This is a genomic window from Sulfitobacter pontiacus (assembly GCF_040790665.1).
GTDB lineage: Bacteria > Pseudomonadota > Alphaproteobacteria > Rhodobacterales > Rhodobacteraceae > Sulfitobacter > Sulfitobacter pontiacus.
In genome coordinates this window covers 1,261,565-1,282,389 of sequence record NZ_CP160849.1, presented here as the reverse complement: position 1 = coordinate 1,282,389, position 20,825 = coordinate 1,261,565, and the positions used below count along the sequence as shown (strand labels likewise).

General features: G+C 60.6%; 23 protein-coding genes. 4 read left to right on the top strand and 19 right to left on the bottom strand.

What is annotated here, in order from left to right:
• Position 1: 1 nt before the first annotated feature.
• The 5 genes from AB1495_RS06290 to pip form a co-directional block, all read right to left on the bottom strand.
• Positions 2-622 (bottom strand): RNA-binding protein, encoded by a 621-nt coding sequence (locus AB1495_RS06290; protein ID WP_005850857.1) that lies wholly within the window; start codon positions 620-622, stop codon positions 2-4.
• Positions 623-644: 22 nt separating this feature from the next.
• Positions 645-2,273, bottom strand: coding sequence for a transcription termination factor NusA (gene nusA, locus AB1495_RS06285; protein WP_074636700.1), 1,629 nt, complete (start codon positions 2,271-2,273; stop codon positions 645-647).
• Positions 2,274-2,852 carry a ribosome maturation factor RimP gene (gene rimP / locus AB1495_RS06280; protein WP_005850854.1) on the bottom strand — a complete coding sequence of 193 codons (579 nt, stop codon included), beginning with the start codon at positions 2,850-2,852 and terminating at the stop codon, positions 2,274-2,276. It lies immediately after the preceding gene.
• Between the two features lie 162 nt (positions 2,853-3,014).
• Positions 3,015-3,863: an ABC transporter substrate-binding protein gene (locus AB1495_RS06275; RefSeq protein ID WP_074636698.1), complete on the bottom strand. Its 849-nt coding sequence runs from the start codon at positions 3,861-3,863 to the stop codon at positions 3,015-3,017.
• Positions 3,860-4,831, bottom strand: a complete 972-nt coding sequence (pip, locus tag AB1495_RS06270) for a prolyl aminopeptidase (protein WP_074636697.1) — start codon at positions 4,829-4,831, stop codon at positions 3,860-3,862. Before pip ends, AB1495_RS06275 begins: the two co-directional genes overlap by 4 nt.
• A 48-nt stretch (positions 4,832-4,879) precedes the next feature.
• On the opposite strand from pip, the gene ubiG reads away from it, so the two are divergent.
• Positions 4,880-5,626: a bifunctional 2-polyprenyl-6-hydroxyphenol methylase/3-demethylubiquinol 3-O-methyltransferase UbiG gene (ubiG, locus tag AB1495_RS06265; protein ID WP_064217204.1), complete on the top strand. Its 747-nt coding sequence runs from the start codon at positions 4,880-4,882 to the stop codon at positions 5,624-5,626.
• Between the two features lie 12 nt (positions 5,627-5,638).
• Here ubiG and AB1495_RS06260 read toward each other — a convergent pair whose 3' ends face one another.
• From AB1495_RS06260 to AB1495_RS06245, 4 genes are read right to left on the bottom strand one after another with little or no spacing between them, the layout of a single operon-like run.
• Positions 5,639-6,076, bottom strand: coding sequence for a MarR family winged helix-turn-helix transcriptional regulator (locus tag AB1495_RS06260; protein ID WP_005850847.1), 438 nt, complete (start codon positions 6,074-6,076; stop codon positions 5,639-5,641).
• Positions 6,077-6,085: 9 nt separating this feature from the next.
• On the bottom strand, positions 6,086-6,916 hold the full coding sequence (locus AB1495_RS06255; RefSeq protein ID WP_074636695.1) for a carbon-nitrogen hydrolase family protein: 831 nt from the start codon (positions 6,914-6,916) through the stop codon (positions 6,086-6,088).
• Complete coding sequence (gene grxC / locus AB1495_RS06250; protein WP_005850844.1) at positions 6,916-7,173, bottom strand: glutaredoxin 3; 258 nt, start codon at positions 7,171-7,173, stop codon at positions 6,916-6,918. Before grxC ends, AB1495_RS06255 begins: the two co-directional genes overlap by 1 nt.
• Positions 7,174-7,209: 36 nt before the next feature.
• Positions 7,210-7,938, bottom strand: coding sequence for a ComF family protein (locus tag AB1495_RS06245; RefSeq protein WP_074636693.1), 729 nt, complete (start codon positions 7,936-7,938; stop codon positions 7,210-7,212).
• Between the two features lie 17 nt (positions 7,939-7,955).
• Here AB1495_RS06245 and AB1495_RS06240 point away from each other — a divergent pair, with 17 nt between their 5' ends.
• Positions 7,956-8,774 (top strand): SAM-dependent methyltransferase, encoded by an 819-nt coding sequence (locus AB1495_RS06240; RefSeq protein WP_074636691.1) that lies wholly within the window; start codon positions 7,956-7,958, stop codon positions 8,772-8,774.
• A 52-nt stretch (positions 8,775-8,826) separates the two neighbouring features.
• Complete coding sequence (gene hemH, locus AB1495_RS06235; protein ID WP_009825741.1) at positions 8,827-9,873, top strand: ferrochelatase; 1,047 nt, start codon at positions 8,827-8,829, stop codon at positions 9,871-9,873.
• A 149-nt stretch (positions 9,874-10,022) separates the two neighbouring features.
• Here hemH and AB1495_RS06230 read toward each other — a convergent pair whose 3' ends face one another.
• Both AB1495_RS06230 and AB1495_RS06225 read right to left on the bottom strand, forming a co-directional pair.
• Positions 10,023-10,205, bottom strand: coding sequence for a hypothetical protein (locus AB1495_RS06230; RefSeq protein ID WP_005850832.1), 183 nt, complete (start codon positions 10,203-10,205; stop codon positions 10,023-10,025).
• Positions 10,206-10,345: 140 nt separating this feature from the next.
• Positions 10,346-10,951, bottom strand: coding sequence for a L,D-transpeptidase (locus AB1495_RS06225; protein ID WP_037942384.1), 606 nt, complete (start codon positions 10,949-10,951; stop codon positions 10,346-10,348).
• A gap of 171 nt (positions 10,952-11,122) precedes the next feature.
• On the opposite strand from AB1495_RS06225, the gene AB1495_RS06220 reads away from it, so the two are divergent.
• Positions 11,123-11,632 (top strand): CAP domain-containing protein, encoded by a 510-nt coding sequence (locus AB1495_RS06220; RefSeq protein WP_005850828.1) that lies wholly within the window; start codon positions 11,123-11,125, stop codon positions 11,630-11,632.
• A 32-nt stretch (positions 11,633-11,664) separates the two neighbouring features.
• Here the strand turns inward: AB1495_RS06220 and AB1495_RS06215 are convergent, their stop codons facing one another.
• From AB1495_RS06215 to AB1495_RS06180, 8 genes are all read right to left on the bottom strand, one after another.
• Positions 11,665-12,162: a murein L,D-transpeptidase family protein gene (locus tag AB1495_RS06215; protein ID WP_005850826.1), complete on the bottom strand. Its 498-nt coding sequence runs from the start codon at positions 12,160-12,162 to the stop codon at positions 11,665-11,667.
• A gap of 85 nt (positions 12,163-12,247) precedes the next feature.
• Positions 12,248-13,039 (bottom strand): ion transporter, encoded by a 792-nt coding sequence (locus AB1495_RS06210; protein WP_005850824.1) that lies wholly within the window; start codon positions 13,037-13,039, stop codon positions 12,248-12,250.
• 9 nt (positions 13,040-13,048) lie between these two features.
• Complete coding sequence (locus tag AB1495_RS06205) at positions 13,049-14,287, bottom strand: class I SAM-dependent RNA methyltransferase (protein ID WP_074636689.1); 1,239 nt, start codon at positions 14,285-14,287, stop codon at positions 13,049-13,051.
• Positions 14,288-14,325: 38 nt separating this feature from the next.
• Positions 14,326-16,152 (bottom strand): ABC transporter ATP-binding protein, encoded by a 1,827-nt coding sequence (locus AB1495_RS06200; protein WP_074636688.1) that lies wholly within the window; start codon positions 16,150-16,152, stop codon positions 14,326-14,328.
• Positions 16,152-17,993, bottom strand: coding sequence for an ABC transporter ATP-binding protein (locus tag AB1495_RS06195; RefSeq protein WP_074636686.1), 1,842 nt, complete (start codon positions 17,991-17,993; stop codon positions 16,152-16,154). Before AB1495_RS06195 ends, AB1495_RS06200 begins: the two co-directional genes overlap by 1 nt.
• A gap of 69 nt (positions 17,994-18,062) precedes the next feature.
• Positions 18,063-19,247 carry a CCA tRNA nucleotidyltransferase gene (locus tag AB1495_RS06190; RefSeq protein ID WP_074636685.1) on the bottom strand — a complete coding sequence of 395 codons (1,185 nt, stop codon included), beginning with the start codon at positions 19,245-19,247 and terminating at the stop codon, positions 18,063-18,065.
• Complete coding sequence (locus AB1495_RS06185) at positions 19,226-19,867, bottom strand: CoA pyrophosphatase (protein ID WP_244268968.1); 642 nt, start codon at positions 19,865-19,867, stop codon at positions 19,226-19,228. The genes AB1495_RS06190 and AB1495_RS06185 overlap by 22 nt, the downstream gene beginning before the upstream one ends.
• Positions 19,812-20,798, bottom strand: coding sequence for an Hsp33 family molecular chaperone HslO (locus AB1495_RS06180; RefSeq protein WP_037965734.1), 987 nt, complete (start codon positions 20,796-20,798; stop codon positions 19,812-19,814). Before AB1495_RS06180 ends, AB1495_RS06185 begins: the two co-directional genes overlap by 56 nt.
• Between the last annotated feature and the right edge of the window lie 27 nt (positions 20,799-20,825).

The window sequence follows — 20,825 nt, the reverse complement described above, 5'->3', positions numbered from 1 at the left end:
TCTATCCTTTCGGGTGACCGTTGCCACCCTCGTTTATGCGCACGCCTTTTAACCGCTGAGCCTCCTCTACAACACGAGAGGTAAGACCACCAGAGGCGAGCGCCCCATGTATCACAGTTTGGCGTCCGAAAGCCAAACCCAATTCGTCTGCCGTCAGCCAGCCAATGTAATGGCCGTAATGCGGCGTGCTTAGTTTCGATTTGCCGCGGCCCGATCCATCTACTGCCTGGATCAACACTTCGGCTTCTTCCATTTGCAGCCAACCTTTGACTTTTTCGTAGCCCGCAACGGCCTTGCCCGCCTTGCGTTGCAACGAAATCAGGTCAACCACACGGCGTACAAGTTGCTTTTCAACTTCATCCACCAAATCATCAGCAACCTTGACAGGTTGCTTGGCCGAGCGGGCGAACAGACCCTTCTTGGCCGCTTTTTCCAACGCGGCCCGATCCGCTGACACATACATCCCCCGACCGGGCAGTTTCCCCATAATATCCGGGAAAACATGCATGTCGGGACCAATGACAAAGCGGATCAGCCCGTTTTTGGGCTGCGCCTCGCCAGTGGCGATACACTTTCGTTCGGGACCGTCTTGCCGGTCTTTAGAAACGCCACCACGTGTCATATCGTTCCCCAAGGCCCCGCGATCAGGCCTCGGCCTCCTCGTCCGTCTCGATGTCGGCATCGAACTCTTCGTCGACATCATCCGCTTCAAGCTCGGCAGGATCGACCCAGCCCAGCAGGACGCGCGCGGTCATGATCAGCTTTTGCGCATCTTCCAGCGACAGATCGAAAGGTTCAAGTGTCCCTTCATCCTTGGTGCGTTCGCCATTCACGGTAGTCCAGCCGCCGGCCAGCTCCCAATCCGCGCAAGTCGCGAAATCTTCGAGCGTTTTAACGTCGTCTTTGGCCAGTGCCTCAATCATTTGGGGTGTCAGACCGTCGAATTCAATAAGCGTGTCGTCCACACCCAAGGCGCGCGCCGCATCAAGCGCCGCTTTGTTCTGCGCTTCGATCACGTCACGGGCGCGGGCTTGCAGTTCGCTTGCGGTGTCTTCGTCAACACCGTCGATGACCAGCAGCTCGTCCACTTCGACATAGGCGACTTCTTCGAGGTTGGTGAACCCTTCGGAGACCAGAAGCTGGGCAAAGAATTCGTCCAGATCCAGATTGTCCATGAACAGCTTGGTGCGCAGTTCGAACTCGGCCTGACGGCGCTGGCTCTCTTGCTCTTCGGTCATGATGTCGATGTCCAGACCGGTCAGCTGCGATGCCAGACGCACGTTCTGACCACGACGGCCAATCGCCAACGACAGTTGTTCTTCGGGAACGACGACTTCGATCTTGCCGGCTTCCTCGTCCAGAACAACCTTGGAGACTTCAGCAGGTTGAAGCGCGTTCACAAGGAACGTCGGCTGGTCTTCGTTCCACGGGATAATATCGATCTTTTCGCCCTGAAGCTCGTTCACAACGGCCTGAACGCGGCTGCCGCGCATACCAACGCAGGCCCCCACAGGGTCGATGGAGCCATCATAAGAGATGACAGCGATTTTCGCGCGCGAACCGGGGTCACGGGCAACGGCTTTGATCTCGATGATGCCGTCATAGATTTCAGGCACTTCCATCTTGAACAGCTCGGCCATGAACTCGGGCGCTGTGCGACTCAGGAAGATCTGCGGGCCACGCTGTTCGCGGCGCACATCCTTGATGTACACGCGGATACGGTCGTTCGGGCGATAGCTTTCGCGGCCGATTTTCTCGTTGCGACGCAGGATCGCTTCGCCAGCGCCCACATCGACGATAACGTTGCCATATTCCTCGCGCTTGACCAGACCGTTGATGATCGTGCCGGCGCGGTCCTTGAATTCTTCGTACTGGCGGTCACGCTCGGCTTCGCGGACCTTCTGCAAGATCACCTGCTTGGCGGATTGTGCGGCGATACGGCCCATTTCAACCGGTGGGACTTCTTCGCTGAATTCCTGACCGACTTCGGGGTTGGCCATATACTGCTTGGCCTGCTCTACCGTGAACTCCGCCTGATAGTTCTCAAGCTCGTCATCGGCCACAACCGTACGCACACGGGTAAAGGTCGCGCGACCGGTCTTGCGGTCGATGGAAACGCGAATGTCCATCTCAGCGCCGTAGCGCGACTTCGCCGCCCGAGCGAGCGATTCTTCCATCGCTTCAACCACGAGATTGGGGTCGATCATCTTTTCGCGGGCCACAGCCTCGGCGGTTTGCAGCAGTTCCAGCTGGTTGGCAGATGTAATGGCCATTTAGTCGTCTCCCTCGGTGGACCCTTCGGTCTCGATGTCATCGAATTTGGTTTCGTCAATCGCACCGGACGCTTTGCGCTGGCGCAGCATTTCTTTGATCAGATCGTCGGTCAGAACCAGTTTGGCGTCGGTCAGCCAATCGAACTTGAGCCCGATGGTGCCTTCCTCGACGTTGATCAGCACCTCGTCATCCTCGACGCCTGCCAGCTCGCCCTTAAAGCGGCGGCGGCCGTCGATCAGTTCGCCGGTTTCGATCTTGGCCTCATAGCCCTCAAACATCTCGAAATCCTTGAGCCGCGTCAGCGGGCGGTCGATGCCGGGGCTCGACACTTCAAGGGTGTATTCATCAAGGATCGGATCCTCGACATCCATGACAGCGCTGATGGATTGGCTGATCAGGGCCAGCTCGTCCACCTCGATACCGCCATCGGGACGGTCTGCCATCACCTGCAACGTCGTCGACTTGCCCGACATCAGGCGAACGCGCACCAGTTCAAACCCCATATCCTCGATCACCGGTGTGATGATCTCGGCCATGCGGCGATCAATGGCTGCTTTTGCAATCAGGTCGTTGTTCATAATCTCACTATCATCCTGCAGTTTCGAGCAGGCACAAAAAAACGGGCGCGCGGCCCGTGTTCAAGATCGGTGGAGCCTCAGGTGTGGACCCCGATGCGCCGCTGTTGAGACGTCATATACGCCCGTATATGTGAAACTGCAAGCCCCGTGTGCCTGCCCGGCTTAGGCCAGCCACCAGCGTTCGGCGGCGCGCAGGTTGTCCAGCGGGCGATGCTGGCCGGTGCGCAGGGGCATGGCGATGCTGCGTGACACCGCATGGGTCACCCCGCGTGCATGGGGCAGCAAGGCAATATCATCATAGGATTGAAGGGCTTCGCCATCATTCAGGTCTGCCGCTTCGACCAGATATTCAGCCATCGCCTGCGCACGAACCTGCTGCGCGGGAATGGACACCAGTTCAACCGTATCGAACCAGCCGGCGCTGCGCCCTTTGTAGTGATCTGCCACACGTTCGGCCAAAACCTGCTGACCCGGCGTAAATCGTCGCAGACGGTACAGGCCGGTGCCGATGCCGTCGTCCATCGCGTGGGCGGCGCGGATCACATGACGCGGGTCCGCCAGCGTAAAGGGCAAGTCCATCGCGGGCGCATCCATCGTGATGCGCAGCTGATGGGGGCCCGTCGCCTCTACCACACCGTCCAGCGCGAGGGACGCGACAACATCGCGCGCGGTCATGGGACGTTGATCGTGAAACAGCACATCCTTGCGCAGATCGACCAGCCAGACGCGTCCGTCGGCGCTGCCCTGCCAGGCTGTTGCCAGCTCTCCGCGCAGGGTGCCGTCAGCGGCGATTTCTGTCAGCGTATCAAAGATCAGCCCCTGCCGCGCCACCTGCATGAACAGGCCATCGCCCTGCCCCCAATTATCGCTGCGCGCCGCCCCCGACAGCGCCATCCGCAACCGCCCGCCCGCTTTGGGCATGGATGCCGCCGACACACCTGTCGCCGCCAGCAAGGCCGCCGCAGCACCCGAAGCAAATAAAGCACGGCGATCCATCAAAGAGCGGGTCATTGCGCGGCAATCCTGTCCATCGTGCGCACCAGTTCGGCGCTGATGCCGGGTTCAGACAGCGCGTGACCGGCATTGCGCACCATCTTCAGCTCGGCGTTGGGCCAAGCCTGCGCCAGTTCATACGCGCTTGAAGGGGGGCAAATCATATCGTAGCGGCCTTGCACAATCACGCCGGGGATATGGGCAATGCGGTCCACATGCGCAAGGATCTGGCCATCAAACTCAAGAAATCCGGCATTGGTGAAATAGTGATTCTCAAGCCGGGCGAAGGTGCGCGAATATTCCCCCGGGCCCTCATACGACCCGCCCGACGCATGGATCGAGGCCAGCGCGTTTTCCCACGCGGCCCAGGCCTTGCCGTATTTCACCTCGGTCATGCGGTCGCCACAGAACAGCCGGCGGTGGTAGGCCGCGATCAGATCGCCGTGCTCGGCTTCGGGGATCAGGCCGGTAAACCGCGCCCAAAGATCGGGCCAAAACTTGCCCGCGCCGCCGCCATAGAACCAGTCAAGCTCCGCCTGCGTCATCATGAAAACGCCGCGCAGGATGATGTTGCGCACCCTCTCGGGGTGGGTTTCGGCATAGATCAACGCCAGCGTCGCGCCCCAGCTGCCACCAAAAGCGATCCATTTCTCGATGCCAAGCGCTTTGCGGATGCGTTCGATATCCGCGACCAGATCCCATGTGGTGTTATTGATGACCGAGGCAAATGGCTTGGACCGCCCGCACCCGCGCTGGTCAAACAGGATCACGTGATATTTTGCCGGATCGAAATAGCGCCGCATCGACGGGCTGCACCCGCCGCCGGGGCCGCCATGCAGGACCACGACGGGAATGCCATCGGGGTTGCCGCATTGTTCGACATAGATCGAATGACCATCGCCCACATCCATCATCCGCTGATCGAACGGGTCGATCGGCGGGTGAAGATATTGCACTGCGCGCTTTTGGTCCGGGATTTTGTCCATTACAGCCCTATATAGTCATTGGACCCAAAAGAGCACAGAGAGATCAGAATGCAAGCGCCTCAAAGCACTGTTGACCCCGCCGAGATCGAAAAGTTTCAGGCCATGGCCGCCGAATGGTGGGACGAGAACGGCAAGTTCAAGCCGCTGCATATGCTCAACCCCTGCCGGCTCGATTACATCACCTCCCAAATCGCCGGAGAGTTCGACCGTGACCTGAAATCGCCCGAACCGTTTCGCGGGCTGCGGATTCTGGACATCGGCTGCGGCGGCGGGCTGCTGTCGGAACCGATGGCGCGGTTGGGTGCGACCGTGGTCGGTGCCGATGCCGCAGCAGGCAACATCCCCGTCGCGCAGGTCCATGCGCAGCAATCGGGGCTCGACATCGACTATCGTCACACCACAGCCGAGGCGCTCGCCGAAGCGGGGGAACAATTCGACGTGGTGCTGAACATGGAGGTGGTCGAACATGTCGCCTCTCCCATCGATTATCTGATCGCCTGCCGCACCCTGCTGAAACCCGGCGGGCTGCACATCTGTTCGACGCTGAACCGCAACCCCAAGTCTTTTATGATGGCGATTGTCGGGGCAGAGCACGTGATGCGCTGGCTGCCCAAGGGCACCCATGAATGGTCGAAATTCATCACGCCGGATGAACTCTTTGACCTGCTGCACAAGGCGGGCCTGACGGCGGTGGATCGCAAAGGCTTCGTGTTTAACCCGATCACATGGTCGTGGCGTCTGTCCGATCGTGACCTGAGCGTGAACTATGTCACCGCCAGCCTGAAGCCAGAGTGACCCAAACCGGCGTCAGCCTTCCAGCTGGCGCCGCAGGGCGCGCAGGGTATCGAGCGTGGCACGCACCTGCGCCTCGCCCAGATCATCGGCCACATCATTGATCAACGGCGAGATTTGCCGGATCGCATGATCCCGCGCATTGCGGCCTGCGGGGCTGATCGCCACCATCTTGCGCCGCGCATCGTCCCAATCGGGGCGGATATGAACATAGCCCGCCCAGACCAGTTTATTCAGCGTGTTCGTCATCGCGCCACGGGTGACATTGAACGTCTCGGCCAGCTGCGCGGGGGTCTTTTCGCCGTCATGCCAGGCCAGATTGTTCAGCACCGAAAAATGCGAAATCTCCATGCCTTTGGGCAGCGCCCGGGTCAGCCGGTTGCGCATCCGTTGATCAGCCGACAGCAATTCGCTGATCAACGTGATCGCAAGTGAGTTTCGATTTTCCGTCATAAGCCGTTACTAAGGTGCCTTGAAATCCCGCCGGTTGGCAAGACTGGGTACGCGGGTACGTGCCTCTTGTACACGCGCCATGTCCAGCGTGAACGGATAAATGCCCGGCGCGGTGCCCGCATCCAGCAGCACCTCGCCCCACGGGGCAACAACCAGCGAATGGCCGTAGGTGTCGCGGGTCTTGTGGCTGTCGCTGGCATGGGTGCCGGTCTGCGCGGGGGCTAACACGAAACACCCTGTCTCGATCGCACGGGCCCGCAGCAGCATGTGCCAATGCGCGGCTCCGGTCACGGGCGAAAACGCGGCGGGCATGGTCAGGATCGTCGCCCCCGCATCCGCCAGCGCCTGATAGAGCTTGGGAAAACGCATGTCATAGCAGATGCTCATCCCGATTTTGGCGAAAGGCGTCTGCGCCACAACCGCCTGATCGCCGGGGCGGTAGCCCGCCGATTCGCGGTAGCTTTCGCCCGCGTCGATATCCACGTCGAACATATGGATCTTGTCGTAGCGGGCTTTGATCTGCCCCTGCGGATCAATCAGGAACGACCGGTTGGCAAAGCGCCCGTCCGCATCCCGCGTTTTCAGCCCAAGCGACCCGATCAGCAGCCAGATGCCCGCCTCTCGCGCCACATCCCGCAAGGCGGCGAGGGTGATGTCATCGTCTTCGTGCTGCAACACGCTGCGCTGGTGGTCGCGGCTGGTCGAGACGCAGTTGGTGACCTCTGGCGTGAGGACAAACGCCGCCCCCTGCGCCGCGGCATCGCGCACCATCTCTACCGTGCCCGCCAGATTGCGGGCCGGTGTATCGCTGACGTTCAGCTGGATCAGCGCCGCCTGCATCAGGAGGCCAACAAAGCGTCCAGCTTGCCCGCACGCTCAAGCGCGTAAAGGTCATCACAGCCGCCGACATGGGTGTCGCCGATAAAGATCTGCGGCACAGTGCGCCCGCCATTGGCACGTTCGATCATCTCGGACTTACGCTCTGGCTGGGCAAGCACGTCGACCTCGGCAAAGCTCACGCCTTTTTCATTCAGCAGACGTTTGGCGGCATGGCAAAAGCCGCACAGCGGGGAGGTATAGATCTCAACAGGTTGCATGTTGATGTCCTTTCAACAAATGGGTTGGATCAAGACTTAAGTATCTTTTGCCACTCTTGCCAGTGTCACAACGCAGATTGGCCCTGCGCGTGCGTCCAGACAGGCCCGCGCCGACGCATGTAATGTCGCGCCCGATGTCATCACGTCATCCACCAGCAGCACCGGACGGTCACGCAGCAGGTCGGCGCGGCAGGGATGGGCGGTGATCGCGCCATCCAGATGGGCGAAGCGTTCGCGACGTCCCTTCCCCTCTAGCGCGGCGGTGCGTCGGGTCCGGCGCAGCGCGTCGGGGCACCACCCAAGCTTGTGTTCGCGTGCAAGCGCACGGGCCAGCAAGGCCGATTGGTTGAACCGCCGCTTCCACAGCCGCGCGTAATGCAGCGGCACAGGCACCACCAAAGTTTCAGGCGTGACGAAGGGCGCGATCACCCGCGCCATCCAGTGCCCTGCGGGTTTGGCGATGTCCTGACGGTCGCCGTGTTTCAGCGCCAGCACCAGTCGGCGGCCGGTATCTCGGTACAAAAGGGCTGCGCGCCCGTGGTCCCACGGCGGCGGCGCGGCAAGGCACGCGTCGCAGCGCACGTCTATCTCGGACACATCGCCCAGCAAGGGAATACCGCAGGTCTCGCAGACCACACCTTCAATGAACCCCGTGTCGCGCCAGCACGGGCCGCACAGCCCCCCATGTGCAGCCACCCACGCCCCGCACGCCAGACAGGACGGCGGATAAATCAGCGCAACAGCGGTTTGTAACTGGTCTCGCATGATCTTATTATCCTTTCATGAACGCTTCACACACCCTGACCGATCGCGCGGCGCTGACCCGCAACCGCCGCCGCGCCACCGATGACGCCCTGTTCCTGCACCGCGCCGCGCTTGAAGAGGTCGATGATCGGCTGTCGCTGGTTAACAGAACCTTTACGTCCGCAGCGATTGTCACCGGCTTCCCGCAGGTCTGGGGCGCGCTGCACCCCTCCGCGACGCTGGTGGAGGACACCGATACGCTTGCGCTGACCCAGGGCGCGCATGATCTGGTGGTCCATGCGATGGGGATGCATTGGGCGAATGATCCCGTCGGTCAGATCATCCAGTCACGCCGTGCCCTGCAACCCGACGGGCTGTTTTTAAGCGTTGGTTTCGGCGGGCAGACCCTGCACGAGCTGCGCGCCTGTCTGGGTCAGGCCGAGGCGTCGATCACCGGCGGGCTGTCGCCGCGGATCGCCCCTATGGCCGAGTTGCGCGATATCGGCGGGCTGCTGCAACGGGCGGGGCTTGCGCTGCCGGTGGCGGATTCCGTGACGCTGACGACCGAATACAGCGATATCTGGCACCTGATGCGCGACCTGCGCGCCATGGGAGAGGCCAACGCCCTGACCAGCCGCCTGCGCCGCCCCAGTGGCCGCGCGATCTTTGACGCGGCGGGGCAGCTTTACCGCGACCACTACGCCGCGCCAGAGGGGCGCATCAAAGCAAGCTTTGAACTGGTCTTTCTGGCGGGCTGGGCACCGGCGGACAGCCAGCCCAAACCCCTGCGACCCGGCTCTGCGCAGCAGCGCTTGGCCGATGCGCTGGCCACGGCGGAAACGCCGCTGCGCGATTGACGCGCGACCATAACCGTTTATCTCAGCGCTAAACGCAGAAAAGGAATGCCAGATGACGCAGCAGCGCCCAGCCCATGCACAACCTGACCACCCCACCGTGCCCGCCCCCAAGGTGGGTATCCTGCTGGCGAACCTCGGCACGCCGGACAACTATGATTACTGGTCAATGCGCCGTTATCTATCGGAATTTCTGTCGGATCGCCGCGTGATCGACTACAGCCCGTGGAAATGGCAACCGCTGCTTCAGCTGGTGATCCTGTCGAAACGCCCCTTCACCAGCGGTGCCGCGTATAAGTCGATCTGGAACCACGAGGCCGGGGAAAGCCCGCTGATGACCATCACCAAACAGCAAACCGCGAAGATAAAAGACGCGATGCAGGCGCGGTATGGTGACGCAGTCATGGTCGATTACTGCATGCGCTACGGCAACCCGTCGACCCAATCCAAGGTGGCGGCGATGACCGCTGCGGGCTGCCAGAAGATCCTGTTCTTCCCGCTGTATCCGCAATACGCCGGTGCCACCTCTGCCACCGCGAATGACGCGTTTTTCGCGGCGCTCGCCAAAGAGAAATGGCAGCCCGCCGCCCGCACGGTTGAACCCTATTTCGACCGCCCCGATTATATCGAAGCGCTCGCCACCTCGATCGAGAAGGCATACGCCAAGATGGAGACAAAGCCCGACAAGCTGCTGTGTTCCTATCACGGTGTCCCGCTGCGCTATTTGATGGAGGGCGATCCCTACCACTGCCAATGCCAGAAAACGACGCGCCTGCTGAAGGAACGGCTGGGGTGGGACGACACCCAGATCATGACGACCTTCCAGTCGAAATTCGGCCCCGAAGAATGGTTGCAGCCCTATACCGTGGAAGAGGTCGCGCGGCAGGCCGAAGCCGGTAACAAAAAGATCGCGGTCTGCGCCCCTGCCTTTTCAGCCGATTGCATCGAAACGCTGGAAGAGATCAACGAAGAGATCAAGGAAAGCTTTGAACACGCGGGCGGGGAGGAGTTTCACTATATCCCCTGCCTCAATGACGACGACTTGCACATCAAGGCGCTGTCCAATGTGATTGAGGAAAACCTGCAAGGCTGGATCGACTAATCCCCCGCACGGGTCGGACCTGAAAACAAAGAAAGCGCCTGTCGTTACAGGCGCTTTTCTTTTGTCTGCTTGTCATCTGACGCTAAACGGCAGACATAAAAAAAGGCGGTGTAGAACACCGCCTTTTTCTAACTGAAACTTCGACCGAATTAGTCGGAAGCAACTGCAGCAGCAACAACGGCCAGCAGCAGCAGAGGAATCAGGATGCCCGAGGAAGAAGAGGTGGACTCTTCAACGATGACGGGTGCTTCGATGATTGGCTCTGCCAGCGAACCAGCAAATGCATTCGATGCAGCAGCTGTCAGAGCAGCGGCGAGAACGAGTTTCTTCATAACATAACCTCCAGAAAAGGCGTACTTCACAGTGTGATAGCACGCGCCCAAGACTTACCTCGTAAAACTTTCTAAACAGCATCAGCGGGTAATTGCAAACCCGGATTCAGCTTTTGAGCACCACAATCGCTAAAAAGTTGTCAAATAAGCAACACTTGGGTGCCGACGTTCGCCATGCCAAAAAGTTCAGCAATATGTTCATTGTACAGGCCAATGCAGCCATTCGACGAACGACGCCCGATCTTGCGTGTGTCATGCGTGCCATGGATACGGTAGTACGTCCAGCTCAGGTACAGCGCGTGGGTGCCCAAGGGGTTGTCAGGGCCCGGCCCGATCACCGCTGGCCACTCTGGGTTGCGTTCCAGCATCGACGGGGTCGGACGCCATGTGGGCCCGACGACCTTCTGGATCACGCTGGTACGCCCACGGCGGGTCAGTTCCTCGGTCAGCGGTACGCTTGAGGGGTATAGTTTGTAGATCGACTGATCCTCGGACCAGTAATGCACCGCGCGGCTGTCGATATCGACAAGAATCGCCCCGTTCTTGGTGTCGCTGAAGTAAGGCTGCCAATCCAGCGTGCGGAAGCTGGAGGTGTTGCGACGCACGGTCTCGGTCAGATCACGCTCCGTCTCCGTGGTCGCTTCGCTGTTGACGCTGCTTTGCGCCAGCGCGGGCGTTGCCAGCATCGCGGCGCTGCCAGCAAGGAAAGCACGGCGCGACGAAAGGGTAAATTTCTTATCAGACATCAGATGTCTCCTGAAGGTAGTTACAACCTAGTATAATACTGTCGTATATGGCTCGAAAGTCGCAGTTTCAAATCAAACAAGCGTTAACAGGCGCGCTCACGCTCATGTGCGTTTGATCTGCAACGCATCAAGCTGTATGGCACGACAAACCCAACTGCGTGGAGCTGCGCCATGATCCGTCTGTTTTCAATCCTTATTTCCCTGACCGTGGCGCTGGCGGCCTGTACCCCTGCACCAACCCCGCTTGCGTCCGACGGTCGCCCCGGCCCTACCGTCTATAAGATCGGGCGCAACGATACCGGCAAGCTGCAATTCCGCATGCTTGATTCCGTGAACGCGCTGCGCGGTGCCTCCGGTCTGGCACCCGTTCAACTGGACGCACAACTGAACGCCGCCGCCGCGACCCATTCGCGGGATATGGCGGTGCAGAACCGCCCCTGGCACTTCGGGTCTGACGGGTCGTCCCCTGTCGATCGTATCCAACGCGTAGGATATACCGGCGCGCTGGTCGGCGAAGTCATCTCGGAAACCTACGAGACCGAGCTCGAAACACTTGCCGCGTGGATGGAGAAACCGGACACCCGCCGCATCATCATGTCGAAGGACGCTTTGAACATGGGCTTTTCCTGGCATCAGGAAAACAACGGCAAGATCTGGTGGACCATGGTGATGGGGAAGTGACCGCCAAGGTCACCCCCGCTTTTAACTAGATATCAGGGGTTCAGTGCGATGGGGGTGTTATCCCCGACCATCGCATAGATCTCCTCCATCTCGTCGTTCGAGACAGAGATACACCCCCACGTCCAATCGGTGCGATTCTTGTCCTTGGCGGTCTTTTGACCGTGGATAAAGATATCGCCACCGGGGCTTTTGCCCAAAGCTTCCGCGCGGGCGCGGTCCATTTCATTGGGGTAGTTGATGCCGATCGACAGGTGGAAGCGGCTGTTCGGATTGCGCCGGTCGATCATATAGATCCCTTCGGGCGTGCGCCCGTCACCTTCGTACACCTTGTGGCCCACAGGCGCGAACCCCAGTTTGATATCGTATGATTCCAGCACCTTGTCGTGGTGCATCAGATACATCCGGCGGTCGCCCTTGTTGACGATCACATAGGTGACCTGCGGCCCGTTGTACCGTTTGAATTTACTGCTGCTGCAGGCCCCAAGCGCGACCAGCGCGGTGCCACCCAGAATCAGGTTTCTGCGTTTCATGTTCACTATGCCTCGTTCCCGCGACCTTTTCGGCCTTATGTGGATGCCCTATCATGTAGCAAATATAGATGCGGTCAAAAAGCCGTTACTGTCGGCTATGCTCTGCCAGCTTCTTTTCGATCGCTTCCAGCTTTTCCATCACCTCAAGCCGGTAGGCATCGGTGCGCACGGTCTCTTCCTCGTTATGCGCGTCCTGCATCGAGTTCACGATCAGACCCACCAGCAAGTTCACCACAGCAAAGGTCGTGACCAGAATAAACGGCACGAAGAAGACCCACGCATAGGGATAGACCTCCATCACCGGGCGGACGATCCCCATCGACCAGCTTTCCAGCGTCATGATCTGGAACAGGCTATAGGCGCTGGCGGGCAATGACCCGAACCATTCGGGGAACTGGTCGCTGAACAATTTGGTCGCAATGACGGACCCGATGTAAAAGATGATCGTCATCAGCAGGAACACCGACCCCATACCGGGCAACGCGGTGATAAACCCTTCGACAACGCGGCGCAGACGCGGGGCGACGGACAGCACACGCAAAACCCGCAGGATACGCAGCGCCCGCAAGACAGACAGCCCCTGCACCGCAGGCACCAGCGCGATGGCAACGACCGTAAAGTCAAAGACGTTCCACCCGTTGCGGAAGAACCCGACCCCTCGCGCAATGATCTTGAGCGTGATCTCGGCGATGAAAATGAACAGGCAGACGCGATCAAGAAACAGGATCAGCGTGCCGTATTTCTCCATCAGGGCGGGGGCTGTCTCCATCCCCAACAAGGCGGCGTTGAACACGATCACACCGATGATGAAATTGCTGACGGCCCGCCCTTCGACCCATCTTCCCAGACGTTCCCGCATGTTTACCGTGCCCACCATAGATCTGCGTTACTTACGTTTGCGTTGTACTTCCGGCGCAGTGAACTGCGCTGCCAGCTCCACATGGGAGGACCAGCGGAATTGATCAACGACTTGCACCCAATTCAACGTATAACCGGCGGCAATCAGCACGGCGGCGTCCCGCGCGAAGGTGACGGGGTTACACGACACATAGGCCAGCACCGGCGGCATCGCTTTGACGATCTCTGCGATCTGGGCCTCGGCCCCCGCGCGCGGCGGGTCGATGACCACCGCGTCGGTCTTGGCCAGCTCGTCCGGCAGCAAGGGTCGGCGGAACAGGTCACGCGCCTCTGTCGTGACGGGTTTAAGCCCCGTCGACATGCGCCACCCGTGATCCAGCGCGGCGGTCATGGCGGCGTCACCTTCGACGGCGTGTACCTCTGCCTGATCGGCCAGGGGCAGGCTGAACGTGCCGCAGCCGGCAAACAGGTCAATCACATGGCGCGCCTCACCGACAGCCTCGCGCACGGCGGTGACCAGCGCCGCCTCTCCGTGCGGGGTGGCTTGCAGGAAGGCACCGGGCGGAGGTGTCACCTTGGCCGCACCGAAACGCTGCACGGGCGGCGTCCGCATCGCGATCACCTCGCCGTCCCAGGTCAGCCGCGCCAGCCCCAGACTGTCGCACAGATGCGCCAGTTCTTGCCGCAAGGGGCCGTCCAGCTCTTTCCCGTTCTGGACGGAGATATCGATCCCCCCGCGCGACGCGGTCACCGTCACAGCCAGTGCGGCCTTGCGGCTGGTGCCGATCACGGCAAGCTTTTCGGCAATCGGCAGCGCGCCCATCACCGCAGGGTCCAGCAACTGACACCCGGGAATTTCGATCACCACATCAGAACCGCGCCCGTGGAAGCCGGCCATCGCGCCCTTTTTGGTGCGTTTCGCCGCAAAGGTGGCCCGACGGCGCGATTGCGCAGGCGAGGTTTGCAGCGGCTTGAATACAGTCTCTATCCCGTGGGCATCCAGCGACGCCTTGACCACGCCCAGCTTGAAATCCGCGACGTAATCATCCGACGCATGCTGCAACTGGCAGCCGCCACAGGCCTTGAAGTGGCGACACGGCGCCGACACCCGGTTCTCCGACGGGGTGACGATACGGATGTCGGTCAGGGTCTGACCGTCAGGCGTGCCTGTCACCACCTCGCCCGGCAGGGTCATCGGGGCAAATAAAGGGCCGGGCGCAATGCCGTCGCCCAGGTGGCCAAGTCGCTGGATTGTATATTCTGTCATGCGCAGGGCTTACCGCGAAGCCGGGCGCAGCAAAAGCCTTATTCTGCGGCCTTCATATCCAAAAACCCGCCCGACTGCCGCCGCCAGTAGCGGGCATAAAGCCCGTCTTTGGCAAGCAGCGCCTCATGGGTGCCGATCTCTACGATCCGGCCCGCGTCCATCACGGCAATGCGGTCCATCTCGGTCAGGGTCGACAGACGGTGGGCGATGGCCATCACGGTCTTGCCCTCCATCACGCGGGTCAGCGCGCTTTGGATCGCGGCTTCGACCTCGCTATCCAGCGCGCTTGTCGCTTCGTCCAATATCAGGATCGGCGCGTCCTTGAGGATCGCGCGGGCCAGCGCAATGCGCTGACGTTGCCCGCCCGAAAGCTTCACCCCCCGTTCCCCCAGATGCGCGTCATAGCCGCTGCGGCCCGTGTGGTCCTGCATCTTCTCGATGAACTCATGCGCCTCGGCCTTGCGTGCGGCGGCGATGACCTCTGCCTCTGTCGCGTCGGGCTTGCCATAGCGGATGTTGTCGAACGCCGACCGGTTGAACATCGCCGTCTCCTGAGTGACCATCCCGATCTGACGCCGCAAGCTTTGCTTGGTCACACCCGAGACATCCTGCCCATCAATCGAAATGTGACCCTGTTCCGCCGTATAGAGCCGCAGCAAAAGCGAAACCAACGTCGATTTACCCGCACCGGACGCGCCGACGATGCCCAGCTTTTCTCCCGGTTTGATCGATAGGCTGAGCTCTTCGATACCGCCCGTATCGCGGCCATAGGTAAAGCGCAGCCCGTCAAAGCGGATCGCCCCTTCGCGCACCTCCAGCTCTGCCGCGTTGTCTGCATCGCGCAGCTGCTGCGGCGCGGCCAGCGTGCGCATCCCGTCTTCGACCTCGCCCACATTCGCATAAAGCGCCATCAGCGTGAAACTGACCCAGCCCGTCATCTGCGCCAGCCGAAGCGACACCGCCCCCGTCGCCGCAATATCGCCCGCCGTCACCAGACCTAGCGACCAATACCAAAGCGCACCCCCCACCAGCAGCACCGGCAAAAATCCCGCAATCGTCATCAGCCAGAACCGGAAAGAGACGCTCACCCGCCCGAAATCGAGGCTCGTGTCCAGAAACTTGCGCATCGCCCCCAAGGCGGCGCGGTCCTCGTGATCGGCATGGGCGAAGAGCTTGACGGTCTTGATGTTGGTGATCGTATCGACCACCTGTCCCGTCACCATCGCGCGCGCCCCTGCCCGCGCTTTGGAATGTTTGCGGACCCGCGGCATGAAGTGGCGGATCAGGAAGACATAGCCGACCATCCAAAGCACCAGCCCCGCAGCGATGCGCCAGTCTACCGTGCCAAGCAGCATCACCGCGCCGACAAAGGACGCGGCGGCGAAGAGCACCGTATGCAGCACCTCGGTCACGACATCGGTCAGCGCGCGGCTGGTCTGCATTTCCTTCTGCGAGATCCGGCCCGCGAAATCATTGTCGAAAAACGTGACCGCCTGCCCCAGCGTGTAGCGATGCAAGCGCGACAGCACGAGGTTGAACACATTCGGCGCGACCACGATCGACTGCATATACGAACTGACGCCGAACAGCGCCGGACGCAGCAGCAAAAAGAACGCCAGTCCCGCCAAGAGCAGCCCCGTATGATCCGAGAATACGGCCCCCGCCTCGGCGGCAAGCGCCGCATCCACGACCCACCCAAGAACCAAGGCGGCCATCACCTCTATCACGCCGGCGAAAATCGACAGCACCCCGGCAACCCCAAGTGCAGGGCCGCTGCCCTTCAACGCCCAACGAAAAAAGGCCGCCAGACGGCGCGGCGGCTCTGTCGTGGCGGGGGAAAACGGGTCGATCCATGTCAAAGGCATTACGATGTCGGCTCTTCTGTGCGAAGGAACCCGCCGGATTGCCGGTTCCAGAAATCTGCATATAGCCCGCCTTGTCCCAAAAGCACCTCATGCGTGCCCTCTTCGACGATACGGCCCCCGTCCATGACCAGAATACGGTCCATTTCAGCGATGGTGGATAGGCGATGCGCGATGGCGATGACGGTCTTGCCCTCCATCATGCCGTACAGGGTCTGCTGGATCGCGGCTTCTACCTCGCTGTCAAGCGCGCTCGTCGCTTCGTCCAGCAAAAGGATCGGCGCGTTCTTGAGGATGACCCGCGCCAGCGCGATGCGTTGCCGCTGCCCTCCCGACAGTTTCACGCCCCGCTCGCCAACCTGCGCGTCATAGCCGGACCGCCCGCCCTGATCGTTCAACTCCTGAATAAAATCATGTGCTTGGGCCTGTTTCGCTGCGGCAATCACCTCTGCCTCCGTCGCGGTGGGACGACCGTAAAGGATATTTTCGCGGATCGACCGATGCAGCAAGGCATTGTCCTGCTGCACCATCCCGATCGCCTGCCGCAAGCTGTCCTGCCGGACGGTGGTGATATCCTGCCCGTCAATCAGAATGCGTCCGCCTTCGGGGTCGTAAAACCGCAGCAGCAGCTTGACCAAGGTCGATTTGCCCGCGCCCGACCGCCCGATCAGGCCGATCTTTTCCCCCGGCTGCACGGTGATATCCACCTGATCCAACCCGCCCGAACCACGGCCATAATGATGGGTCAGCCCGCGCATCTCCACCCGCCCGTCGGTCAGGGCCAGCGGCTTGGCATCGCTGTCGTCAACCAAGGTGATTGGCTGCGCAATCGTTTCAAGCCCCTCGGCCACGACGCCAAGCTGCTGGAAGAACGTCGAAAGCGCCCACATGATCCAGGCGGTCATGGAGTTCAACCGCAGCGTCAGCGCCGTCGCAGCCGTCACCACGCCCACCGTCGCGTTGCCGGTTGACCACAGATAGAACGCCCAGCCTACGACACCGACGATTAACAAACCGTTCAAGCTGACCAGACAGATATCCATGATGGTGAATATCCGCATTTCCTTTTGAAAAGTGACGCGCGCATTCTCGATAGCGCCCTTGGCATATTCAATCTCGCGGTCATGGTGGGCAAACATCTTGACCGAATGAATGTTGCTGTAACTGTCGACCACGCGGCCTGTCACCTCTGACCGCGCATCCGACGCCGCCTGCGACGCAACCGCCACACGCTTGATCGTCCATTGGGTCAGCACAGCATAAAGCGCGAACCACGCGACCAAGGGGATCAGCAGCTGCCAGTCCGACGTGGTTAACAAAATCGCTGCGCCGATGAGATAGGCCAGCGCATAGGAAATCGCGTCAAAAACCTGAAACACGACCTCTCCCGCAGCGGGGGGCGTTTGCATGATGCGGTTGGCGATGCGCCCGGCAAAGTCATCCTCGAACCAGCCGACCGATTGCCGCAGCACCTGACGGTGTCCGCGCCACCGGAAAAGTGTGCCGTAATTTGGCAACACAGCGTTGTTCAGCAGTAACACATGAACCGCCTGCACAGCGGGACGCGCGATCAGGATAAGCAGCGCGACGACGATAAACTCCGCCCCATAGTTGCGCCATACCTCGGCCGGGCTGCCGTCCATCAGATCGACAAGACGGCCCATATAGTAGATCAGCCCGATCTCAACCGCCGCGACCACAACGGAAAGCACACCCGTGACCCAGAACACCGTTTTGAACGGCGCGCTGTAGTTGCGGAAAAAGGGCCACAGCCGCGTGGGCGGCGTGTCTTGCTCGGCGTAGTCCGCATAGGGATCGACAAGATTTTCGAAAAATCGAAACATAATTCACCTGTAGGGCGCGTGTTCGCCGCCACTATAGAAAGAGCCGCGCCGAAAAGACCACAGGTTGCGTCAGCTTTCTGGCGTGTCCAACAAACTGTCCCGCGTCGCCGCAAACCCCGAAGCGATCCAGAGCGCCCTAAGCGCGGCCAGCCGCCTGCCCAAAGCAGGGCCGGTGTATTCCGGCATCAAATCAGCGGCTTGCACGGGAAATACGGCAGCTTCTGCCTGCGCGATACGATCAAGCACAGCCGCATCGGGTGGCGTTTCAGACAGGCAGGCGCGCAGCACAACAACCGCGCGCGCCATATCGCCGCCGTCGATATGGGCAATCGCGGCCACTGTCTCTGCGCCATATGCCGCCTCTTTCAGCCGATGCAGGTGTTTCGCGTCTGCCTTGCTCAACCTCAGGCGCTGGTCGATATCCTCACCGCCAAGCGCGGCCAGCCGCGTGCGCCAGTCCACAGACATCTGCAACAGCTGTTCGAAATGCACGACCATCCCGAGCCAGCGGTCATCGCTCCCCGGCAGAATGGTCCCCAAAACGCCGGTTTGGCGCATCGCCGCGACCGCTGGCGCAGGGTCCGGCGCGGTTAACAGCTTCGTAAGCTCTGCTCCGATCCGCTCCGCCGACAGGCTTTCCAACCCGTCGGTATGCGCTGCAATCGCGGCCAAAGCCTCCGGATCGAAGCCCTCGACCGGGTCCGCATACCACGCGCAAAACCGGAAATAGCGCAAGATGCGCAGGTAATCTTCGCGGATACGTTGGGCGGCATCCTCGATAAACCTCACCCGCCGCGCGCGCAAATCAACAAGACCTTCAAGCGGGTCGATCACCCGCCCCTGCGCATCCGCGTAAAGCGCGTTCATCGTAAAATCACGGCGCAACGCATCGTCGAGGATACTGTCCGAAAAAGCGACAACCGCGCGTCGCCCGTCCGTTTCCACATCCCGGCGGAAGGTCGTCACCTCGAACCCCTTACCACCGCTGACCACAGTGACAGTTCCATGTTCCACGCCCGTCGGTACGGCTTTCAGCCCAGCGCGCGCGGCAAGAGCCATGACACGCTCGGGCAATGCATTGGTCGACATGTCGACATCGCTATCCGCCACGCCCAAAAGCGCGTTCCGCACACAGCCCCCGACAAAATAGATCGCATGCCCGCCGTCCGTCACCGCATCGCATACGGCTTGGGCATCGGGGTCGGAAAGCCAGCGCGTACTGGCAGGAAGGGTCACATCATACGTTCTGTCCATGCCCGCAACATACGCGCGGTTGCCCCCCAAATGTAATAGGGACCATAAGGAACCGTGTAATAATACCGTCGCTGCCCCTGCCACCGGCGCGACTGGACCACGTAATTTTCAGCGTTGAGCACATGATCAAGCGGAACGGTAAAGACTTCCTCAACCTCGCCGGGCTCGGGGATAATTTCGAAGTCTTTTTTCACGAAGGCAATGACGGGCGTCACCAGAAAGTTGGTAACTGTCTCATGTGCGGGCAGCGTACCCAAGACGTCGACCAGATCCGAGGGCAGGCCGATTTCTTCCCGCGCCTCGCGTAGAGCTGCGGCAACAACATCCGCATCACCGCCATCCTGCTTGCCCCCAGGGAAGGCGATTTGCCCCGGATGGTGCTTTAGCGCGGACGACCGTTTGGTCAGGATAAGTTCCAACCGCCCGCCCCGTTCAACGATCGGGGCCAAAACGCCAGCTGGCCGCAATGTCCGATTCGCCGGTGGCGTAGACCCTTTGTTAAGGTCAAAATCGGAAGACGTGACACCAGTTTGCGCCAGCGCCTTCCGAAAATGGGCGAGCTGATCAGCTGCCACTGTTGTCTTCTGCCTCGAACCCGACTGTTTTCGGGTCCAGATCATAATGCGCGCCACAGAACTGGCAGTCGGCCGTGACGCGGCCGTCGTCTGTCGTCATCGTTTCGATATCCCCCGCCGAATAGATCGACAGGCTTTGCCGCACACGATCTTCGGAGCAAGTGCAGCCAAAGCGGACCGCCTGCGCGTCGAATACGCGCGGCATCTCCTCGTGAAACAGACGTTTCAAAAGATCTGTCGGCGGCAAGCTCGGCCCAATCAGTTCAAGCTCGTCTACCGTATCCAGCAAGACGTTGACGCGGCGCCAGTTATCCCCCTCTTCACCGTCGACCAGATCAGTGGCTTGCAGCACCTCGCCGCTGCCTTCCCCTTGCGCGGCAAAGGGCGAGGCTTTTGGCATATGTTGCAGCATAACACCGCCCGCGCGCCAATGTTCATCCTCCCCCGGGGAGGTGGATTTGCCAAAGCTCAGCTCAAACCGTGTGGGCAGCTGTTCGGACTGCGCGAAATACGCCTCTGCACATTCGGACAGCGATTTACCGGTAAGCGGCGTAATCCCCTGATAGGGGGTCATCCCGTTGCCCTGATCGATCATAATGGCGAAATACCCCTCGCCCACCTGATCAAAGGCCGGCCCATCGGTGATCCGGTCGGCATCATAGCTGGCGTAGGCGCGGATGCGAGCGGGTTCACCATCATCCGTAGGCCCGTAGTAGTCTGTCGCAATCATGCGCACGGGACCTTTGGATTGGACCTGCAGCTGCAATTTCCAGCGCAGCTTAATGGTTTGCCCGATCAGCGCCGTGAGCAAGGCCATTTCGGCGACCAACGCTTCTACCTTTTCGGGATAGTCATGCTGACGCAAAATCCCTTCCAGCACGCCATCCAGACGCGCGACGCGCCCCCGAATATCAGAGGCATCGAGTTGAAAGGGTAGAACGGTGTCGTCCCACGCGATTTTGTTTCCTTGGGTCATTTGACTTTCCTTACCGGCAGACGGTTG